General features: G+C 44.8%; 4 protein-coding genes. All 4 read left to right on the plus strand.

The annotated features are described in order from the left end of the window. The first annotated feature begins 618 nt into the window (after positions 1-618). The 4 genes from RRG12_RS24970 to RRG12_RS24985 all read left to right on the plus strand — a co-directional run bounded on the left by RRG12_RS24970 (position 619) and on the right by RRG12_RS24985 (position 9258). On the plus strand, positions 619-3579 hold the full coding sequence (locus tag RRG12_RS24970; protein WP_420761010.1) for a beta strand repeat-containing protein: 2961 nt from the start codon (positions 619-621) through the stop codon (positions 3577-3579). A 352-nt stretch (positions 3580-3931) separates the two neighbouring features. Then, positions 3932-4792: a Tab2/Atab2 family RNA-binding protein gene (locus RRG12_RS24975; RefSeq protein WP_069068493.1), complete on the plus strand. Its 861-nt coding sequence runs from the start codon at positions 3932-3934 to the stop codon at positions 4790-4792. 313 nt (positions 4793-5105) lie between these two features. Next, complete coding sequence (locus RRG12_RS24980) at positions 5106-6419, plus strand: TldD/PmbA family protein (RefSeq protein ID WP_420761011.1); 1314 nt, start codon at positions 5106-5108, stop codon at positions 6417-6419. A 169-nt stretch (positions 6420-6588) separates the two neighbouring features. Then, a complete protein-coding gene (locus RRG12_RS24985) occupies positions 6589-9258 on the plus strand; it encodes a chloride channel protein (protein WP_420761012.1) in 2670 nt (889 codons plus the stop codon). Positions 9259-9478 lie beyond the last annotated feature (220 nt).

The raw sequence follows: 9478 nt of genomic DNA on the forward strand, positions 1-9478 counted from the left end.
ACAAATATGAAGAGTATGCAAAGATTTTTTGAAAAGATAGACATCTAAGTAAATATCGAATATTTACTTAGATGTCAGGTTATTTTGATGTTTTCTATTTTCCAGATAGAAATTCAAGAGCGATGCCTACAGCGGCAAGCTACGCTGACAACGAATGTATAAAGATTTCCTGTTTTATGCTGTCTCAAGTATTCCGTGTTTTGAAACTAGTAAGACTAGCCCTTTCAAGGTGACCAACGAAGATACGTTGTTTCATTGCTAGCATCTTGAATCCTCTGCTCAGATTTTGAGCTTTTTGAAGGTTGAAATCACCAATCTTCGTTCCAAATTTCATCACCTTGAAAGGGCTACTAGTAAGACTTATGCATTGACAAATCAACTAAATTTTGTACAGAGCTTAAGACTTAGATAGTTCTCAACACTGGGATAAGTAATGTTTGGAAGCGAATTAAAGGGGAAATATTTAATGAACAATTTGCGAGTCTATCTATCTAAAGAATGAATATTGTATGCCGAAAGCTTTAAACTTTTGGCAAATTACTTGTGCCGTAAAACAGCATAAACTCGATTATTGACAACTGAAGTTACTCCAAAAATCCATTCAATCAGGAAAAAGTTATGGCAATTATCATTGGAACCAGCGGTAACGACACCCTACAGGGCGCTTTTGATTACAACGGTTACAACGACACCCTAACTGGTGGCGGTGGCAACGATATATTTTTTTTTGACAGCGGCTCAAACTACATTAATAAGATCACCGATTTCGGTGGAGTAGGTAAAGGAACAAACCCAACAGCAGCAGTCATTGCCGAAGTGGATACCTTAAGTTTCCAGGGCTATAGTGGCTTTACTGCCCAAAACTTGCTCCTCACCCAGAATGGCACAAGTTTGGAAATCGGCTTTCAAGGGTTTGATAATAGTTACTTTGCTAGTTACAAATTCATCCTGGAAAACTTTGCCCTGGAAAACCTGGATAACCTCACCAAATCTGCTGGAGCCACTGTAGATTTGGGTAATATTCTGTTTTATGGGCAAACTACCATCATCGACAGCTTTGATGTCTTCGATGCCAACTCCACTCAAAGCACTGTCTTTAAAAAAAACACAGTCACCTTCCTAAACGACCTAGACAACAATGTTAGTGGATTTGAAAATTCAAATGATGTCATCAATGCTCAGGGAGGTGATGACATTATTGAAGGCTTAAGTGGCAATGACATTTTGAGGGGTGGCGCGGGCAATAATACCCTCAACGGTGGTGTTGGTGACGATACTTTGTATTCTAACTCCCCCTCAAGCAATAATCTGTTTAATGGTGGCGATGGCAATGATTTTCTCTCCACCTCTGGCGGAAACTACTACAACGCCTACTCACCAAGCTACGACGATCGCTCTTTAGGCAACAATACCCTCAACGGTGGTGCTGGTGATGATACTTTAAATGCTAGCGGTTCATTAGGCGATAACCTCTTAGATGGGGGCGATGGCAATGATTCTCTCTCTATCTCTGGGATTGTAAGGGGTGAGCAGTACACAGGGTCTGACTCTGGCTCAGATGGCGATAACACCCTCAACGGTGGTAATGGTGATGATATCTTGAGTGCTAGTGGATCATCAGGCGATAACCTGCTTTTTGGAGGGGATGGCAATGATTTTCTAGACATCTCTGGCTTTTATCGATTTTATTACGACTCCAGCTACGACTCTCGCTCATCTGGCAATAACCTCCTCTCTGGGGGGGATGGGAATGATACTCTAAAAGCTTTTGGTGCCACTGGTAATAACACCCTCAACGGTGGTAATGGCGATGATAGCCTCATAGGCGGTGGTGGTAAGGATAGCCTCACAGGCGGCGGTGGTAAGGATAAATTTGTTTACGACGGCTTATACACAGAGAACGACATATACAGCGAAACGATTAATAATGGCACTACTACGATCGCCGATTTTGATGGAGTAGGTAAAGGAACAAACCCCACAGCAGCAGTCATAGCCGAAGTGGACACTCTAATATTCCAGGACGATAGTAGCTTCACTGCCGACAATTTGCTTCTCACCCAGAATGGCACAAGTTTGGAAATCAGCTTTCAAGGGTATGGTGATACCAGATTTATCCTGGAAAACTTTGCTCTGGAAAACCTGGAAAACCTCACCAAATCTACTGGAGCCACTGTAGATTTGGGCAATATTCTGTTTTATGGGCAAACTGCCATCACCGACAGCTTTGATGTCTTCGATGCCAACTCCACCCAAAGCACTGTCTTTAAAAAAAACACAGTCACCTTCCTAAACAACCTAGACAACAATGTTAGTGGCTTTGACAATTCAAATGATGTCATCAATGGTCAAGGGGGTGATGACATTCTTGAAGGCTTAAGTGGCAATGACATTTTGAGGGGTGGCGATGGCAATAATATTCTCAACGGTGGCGATGGCAATGACACTCTCAATGGTGGCGATGGCAATAACATCCTCAATGGTGGCAATGGCGATGATTTCTTAAATTTTGACTCCCTATCTACCTTAGTGACTCAAACAGTAGACGGGGGAGCAGGTAACGACACCTTGTCTTTCAGTTATAGCAGTGCTACCACGGGAATTACTTCGACTTTCAATCCTACTACTAACATTACAGTAATTTCTTCGACGGCGGACACAACAGTGTTTAGCTACAAGAATATCGAACAATTAAATATCACAGGTACAGACTACGATGATTATCTTGTGGGAAGCAATGGTAATGATACGCTCCGCTCAGGCAATGGTAACGATACAATAGATGGCGGCGCTGGTGACGATTTCTTGGATATTAGTCTTTCAACAGGAAATCACCTCCTCAATGGAGGCAATGGCAATGATTCTTTACAGGCGTTGAGTTACGATTACGACGAATTCGGAAATTTTGTTAGCGGTAGCATATCTGGCGATAACACTCTCAACGGTGGTGCTGGTAACGATTATTTGGATGTTTCCGGTTCAACAGGCAATAATCTATTAAATGGTGGCGATGGTAACGATATATTGAATGCTTCCGGTACAGGCAATAATCTATTATATGGGGGCGATGGTAACGATATATTGAATGCTTCCGGTACAGGCAATAATCTATTATATGGGGGCGATGGTAATGATTCCCTGATAGCCTCTGGTGCCTCAGGTAATAACACCGTCAACGGTGGCAATGGTGATGATACCCTCAGAGGTGGCAGTGGCGATAGTATCCTCATCGGTGGCAGTGGTAATGATAGGCTATTTGGGGAAGGTGGTATTGATACCTTTGTTTTCAATAGTTTCGATGAAGGTCTTGATAGGATACGTGACTTCGTTGCCATTAATGAACTAATTCAAGTATCGGCTGCTGGTTTTGGTGGCGGTTTATCAGCAGGTGTACTTAAGACAAGTCAGTTTACACTTGGAGAATCTGCAACCACTAGCACCCAGCGATTTATTTATAACTCCACTACAGGTGCATTGTTCTTTGACCAAGATGGTAATGCAGGCGCATTTACTCAGGTACAATTTGCAGAATTATCTACTGGGTTGTCACTAACGAACAACAATTTTGTGGTTGTTTAACTAATTCGGCGGAATTCCCCTTCCTCAGCGCAGCAGGAAGGGGATGGATAGCCGGACGATGACAGTTGCTTTTTTCTATCTCCCCACACTCTCCACACTCCTTGGATTTCTCCCTTGTGAGCAATCCATGCTTGAGCGATCGCCTGATAAAAAATAAGATTGATGGTGAAGAGTTAAAATTTCAAACATCCATCTCAGAACTCCCTTCATCCACCTCAAAGACTCATTTATCTCAATTCCCAATGCCCCATGCCCCATGTCAAATGCCCCATGTCCAATGTCCAATGCTGCCCCAAGACTCGTATGATCAACATATCAGGAAAACATAACAGCCAGATTTTTACCGCAAAACATGGGCAGTATTTGGGAAATCGATTTTTACTCTCGTCCGATTTTGGACGCTAATCAGAAAAAAGTTTGGGAAGTCTTAGTCTGCGAAAGCCCCTTAGATATCGACACAAAACCAGATTCTTTGTTTCGCTATGCTCAATATTGTCCCAGTACCCAGGTAAATTCGGGCTGGTTGCGGACAGCATTGCAGGAGGCTATTGACCAAGCTGGAAAAGCACCAATTAAAATCCGCTTTTTCCGCCGCCAAATGAACAATATGATTACTAAAGCCTGTCAAGACTTGAGCATTCCCGCCCAACCTAGCCGCCGTACTTTGGTTCTCAACCAATGGTTAGAACAGCGGATGGAGGAAGTGTATCCTCAAGAGGCAGGGTATCAAGGGGGGACTAATCCCTCAGTCCGCTTGGAAAAACCTTTGCCGCAACGTTTACCAGATGCTTTGGAAGGACAGCAGTGGGTATTTGTTACCTTAGATGCTGCGGATTTTGCTGAGATGCCAGAGTGGGAAATTGGTTTTGGTGAAGCTTTTCCTTTAGAGTTGGCGAAAGTTTCACCAGAAGCTCGGATTCCTGGTATTTTGATTTTCTCACCGAGAGCGTTGCCCTTAGCTGGCTGGATGTCTGGTTTGGAGTTGGCTTTTTTGAGATTTGACACCAGCGAAGAGGCAAGATTGCTTTTAGAAACCGGTGTAACTGAAAGCTGGATTGTAGCAAATATTAAGAAGCCTCAAATCTTAGCAGAAGCTAAAGGTTTTGAAGAAGCCAAGCAAAAAGCTAACGGAGTGCATTTTATCGGTGTGCAGTCTGATCCTAAAGCAGAATCTTTTGCTGGTTTTTGGCTGTTGCAAGAGGTTAATCTTTGAAAGTGGGGAGTGGGGAGTGGGGAGTGGGGATTGGGGAATGGGGCATGGGGACAAGGAGAATAACCATGTCTAATACCCAATGACAAATGACAAATGACCAGATCCGTTGAGACATGGCAATGATTTGGGATAATTAACTGCGTCCATCAGTGTTGATCTGCGGTTTTAAATCGTAACTATCGAAATACGCTGATGATTTTTGGATAGTTATCTGCGTTCATCAGCAGAAAGTCTGATCGTCGGCTTTTGACGATCGCACTTTTCAAGAGAGGGCGTTGATATGCGGTTCAAAATCCACAATTCACTAAGGGTCATGGGTTCTGAAAATTTGTCACAAGATACACTAGCAGAACAGCTGCTGGAACTAGCTATAAAATCTGGAGCAGAAGCAGCTGAGGTGTATCAGTCGCGATCGCTTTCTCGTCCAGTGTTTTTTGAGGCAAACCGGCTCAAACAGCTAGAAACCAGTCAATCGGAAGGCACAGCACTAAGGCTTTGGCGAAACGGGCAACCAGGACTCACGGTGGCTTACGGTTCTGTCACAGCCGAAGTAATGGTGGAAAAAGCTCTGGCACTCAGTCAACTCAATCAACCAGAAACAGTAGAATTAGGCTCTAACTCTCAGCCCTCCTACCCAGATATAGGGGAAAGTGTGCCCATAGAGGTTTTGGTAGATTGGGGCAAGGAAGCGATCGCACTCATCCGTGATGCCTATCCCGATGTTGTATGCAATGGTGACTGGGAATGTGATATTGAAACCACTAGACTAGTCAACACTAAAGGTTTAGATTGTCACTATACGGATACTACCCTCAGCTGCTACATATCAGCAGAATGGGTACGCGGCGATGATTTTTTAAGTGTTTCTGATGGTCAAACTAAGCGGGGAGAACTCCACCCGGAGAGATTAGCTAACCAAATTTTACAACGGTTAATTTGGGCCAGAGAAAATGTTTCACCTCCTACTGGCCGTGTCCCGATTTTATTCACTTCTAAAGCCGCCGATATGCTTTGGGGTACTGTACAAGCAGCGTTGAATGGCAAGCGAGTCTTAGAAGTGGCTTCCCCTTGGGCAGAACGTTTGGGTAAGGAAGTAGTTGCACCCAGTCTTACCCTCTACCAAGATCCAGAAGCGGGCCCTTATAGTTGCCCCTTTGATGATGAAGGCACTCCAACTAAATCTTTAGTATTTATCCAAAACGGGATTTTACAGCATTTTTATGGCGATCGCACCACCGGACGCCAACTCGGTACTGACACCACTGGAAATGGTTTTCGCCCTGGCTTGGGCAGCTATCCCACCCCTGGTTTATTTAATTTTCTCATCCAACCAGGTTCGGCATCGCTACCAGAATTAATTCAACAACTAGATGATGGCTTGATTGTGGATCAAATGTTGGGTGGTGGCGGCAGTATTTCTGGAGATTTTTCAATCAATGTTGATTTAGGCTACCGCGTCCAAAATGGTCAGGTAATTGGGCGTGTTAAGGATACGATGGTAGCAGGTAATGTCTACACAGCCCTCAAACAATTGGTTACACTGGGCAATGATGCTGATTGGAATGGTTCTTGTTATACTCCGTCTCTGATAGTAGAAGGGCTATCCACCACGGGGAGAAGTAATTAATTCGTAATGACGCTCCTACGTCGCTAACGCTACGCTAACGTAATTCGTAATTCGTAATTGAGGATAGTGCTGTGTAGCAACAAGTTACATTTTCCAATGACTTTTAAAACATCCTCTGAGATTCCGGTAACAGCAATCCAAAATCCAAAATCTAAAATCCAAAATTGGTATGAATCAGCGCTTTCGCACCTGGTGGCAGCCTAGAAAGGGTTTAGCGATCGCCGAAGCTTGTATTATCGGTTTGGTTGCTGCCCTATCTGCGGTGTTCCTGAAAGTGGGTTCGGGATGGCTGGGGACATGGCGAGTCCATACTACCCACCTTTTCCCGGTATGGCTGGCACTACCAGCAATTGGTCTGATCCTGGGGTTTGTGGCTGGATGGTTGGTGGATAGGTTGGCACCAGAAGCCGCTGGTAGCGGTATCCCGCAAGTGAAAGCAACTCTTGCCAATGTACCGATGTCATTATCTTGGCGGGTGGCAGGTGTAAAGTTACTCAGTGCTATTATCGCCATCGGTTCCGGTATGACGCTGGGACGCCAAGGCCCCACTGTCCAAGTGGGGGCTAGTTTAGCAGCAGGGATGAGTCGTTGGGTTCCCACTTCCCCAGATCATCGGCGGCAAATGATTGCAGCAGGTGCGGGTGCTGGTTTGGCGGCTGCTTTCAATGCCCCGATCGCAGGTGTATTATTTATCGTTGAAGAGTTACTCCAGGATTTATCAGGGCTGACTCTGGGAACTGCCATTATCGCATCCTTTATTGGTGGGGTAATATCCCGACTTTTAGGTGGTGGCTCTCTTGACCTTAACCTGCAATTGACGCAATCTTCCAGCCAATTTTCTATACCCGAAATTCCCTTTTTTGTGCTATTGGGTATTTTGGCAGGGTTGTTTGGTGCATTGTTTAATCGCGGCTTAATATTTAGTATTAAATTTTATAGAAGATTACATATCAGCTTACCGCTGCGGGTGGCTTTAGCTGGATTTATCTCTGGTATTATTGTGGCCATACTCCCGGCGTCATTCCGTGATAATACCGGATTACGAGAGTCTTTAATTACTGGAGGGGCACATCCTAGCGTAGCAGCGATCGCTTTTGCTGCCCAGTTCATCCTCACACTGATAGCATTTGGTTCAGGCGCACCGGGGGGATTATTCGCTCCCAGTCTGATTTTGGGTTCTTGTTTGGGACATATTATCGGTGTATTTGAGTTATATGTTACTGGATCTGGTTCTCCTACTACTTACGCCTTAGCGGGTATGGGTGGATTTTTTAGTGCCGTTTCCAAGGTTCCAATCACAGCAATTGTGATTGTGTTTGAAATGACTACAGATTTCAATCTGGTGTTACCTTTGATGATTGTTTCTGTAGCAGCTTATTTGGTTGCGGATAAGGTTGTGCCTGGTTCGCTTTATGAGAAACTTTTGGAGTTAAAGGGCATTACTCTGACTAAAGAAGTTCCGATGGAGGGAGCATTAACCAAGTTAACCGCAAAAGATGTGATGCAAGAACGGGTGGAAACTCTAGATGCAGAGATGAGTTTGGAAGATGCTATGCAAGCTTTTGCCCGTTCCCATCATCGCGGTTTTCCCGTGGTAGAAGATAGCAAGTTAGTGGGGATTGTGACGCAATCAGATTTGCTGAAAACACGCGAGAGTACAAATCATACACTTCGCGATCGCAATCTAGCCGATGTTTTTTTAAAAGAAATTATGACATCTGTCCCAGTGACAGTAACACCAATTCACACCTTGGGCAATGTGCTGTATTTACTCGATCGCTATCAAATCAGTCGCTTACCAGTGGTGGATGGACGAAAACTGATTGGGATTATTACCCGTGCAGATATTATTCGGGCAGAAGCAGATCATCTCAATTGTGACAACAGGACTCCTGGATTGCGACCAGAACCTTCATACATAGTTTACCAAACGCGATCGCCCAGCATCGGCAGAGGTAGATTATTAGTGCCCGTAGCTAATCCAGAAACAGCGGGTATTTTATTACAAATGGCAGCAGCTATTGCCCGCGATCGCCATTATGAAATAGATTGCGTGCAAGTGATGCTGATACCCCGCCACAGTTCCCCATCGGAAACACAGGTAAGAACGGCAAAAAGTCGCCGCTTGCTACGACAGGCGGAAGTCTTAGCAAAAAAATGGAAAATTCCCCTACACACGCAGATTCGAGTTACCCACGATGTAGCGCAGGCAATTTTGGAGACAATTAATGAACAACACATCGACCTAATTTTAATGGGATGGAAAGGTAACACATCTACCCCAGGTCGGATTTTTGGCACCGTTGTAGACACCGTAATTCGCCAAGCCAAATGCGAAGTAGTCTTAGTAAAATTAGGCAAAACTCCCCAATACCCATTACCCATTCCCCATTCCCCATTCCCAGTCCCCAATCCCCAATCCCCAATCCCCAACTCCTTCAACCGCTGGCTAGTACCAATGGCTGGTGGCCCCAACTCCCCTCTGGCGATTAAATTGTTACCGGCTTTAATTACATTGGGAAATGATCCGCAAATTCGCCTGACACAGGTGTTTAAGCCATCGGAACTCAAGCCAGATATGTCAGTTTTAGAACAAGCCATCCGCCATTTGATGCGGCGGCGAAAATTGTCCAGTACTGTAGTTGCGCTCCCAGTCCAAGCTGATTCCGTTGCGGAAGGTGTAATTAACCTAGTGAAAACCGAAGGTTATGATGTTGTAGTTTTGGGAGCTTCGCGCGAGGGATTGTTGCAGCAGGCGATTCAAGGTAATATTCCCGAAGCGATCGCCTCTGGTGTAGAAAGTACAGTGATTTTGGTTAGGGGTGCAATTAATACTTAAAAAAAGCGGCGTTGCTCAATCAAGGGATGATTCTTGTGGGGTGGGCCGAAAAGCCACTGGTGTCAACTTAAGCCAAAAATAGCGTACTGATTGGGTGTTGTTCACCCGCCAGGGATTTACAATCCCTGGCGGACGTGCGGTTTCGCGTTAAGTTGACACCAATGGCAAGAATTATCCGAATATCCAACCACTATGCAACGCCAAAACAGCCTCACGTACA

The sequence above is a fragment of the Nostoc sp. CALU 546 genome, from assembly GCF_048836525.1.

What these genes read in the sequence shown, in the direction of transcription:
- RRG12_RS24980 (WP_420761011.1), top strand. Translation starts at nt 5,106, where the DNA reads ATGGGTTCTGAAAATTTGTCACAAGATACACTAGCAGAACAGCTGCTG.
- RRG12_RS24970 (WP_420761010.1), top strand. Translation starts at nt 619, where the DNA reads ATGGCAATTATCATTGGAACCAGCGGTAACGACACCCTACAGGGCGCT.
- RRG12_RS24985 (WP_420761012.1), top strand. Translation starts at nt 6,589, where the DNA reads ATGAATCAGCGCTTTCGCACCTGGTGGCAGCCTAGAAAGGGTTTAGCG.
- RRG12_RS24975 (WP_069068493.1), top strand. Translation starts at nt 3,932, where the DNA reads ATGGGCAGTATTTGGGAAATCGATTTTTACTCTCGTCCGATTTTGGAC.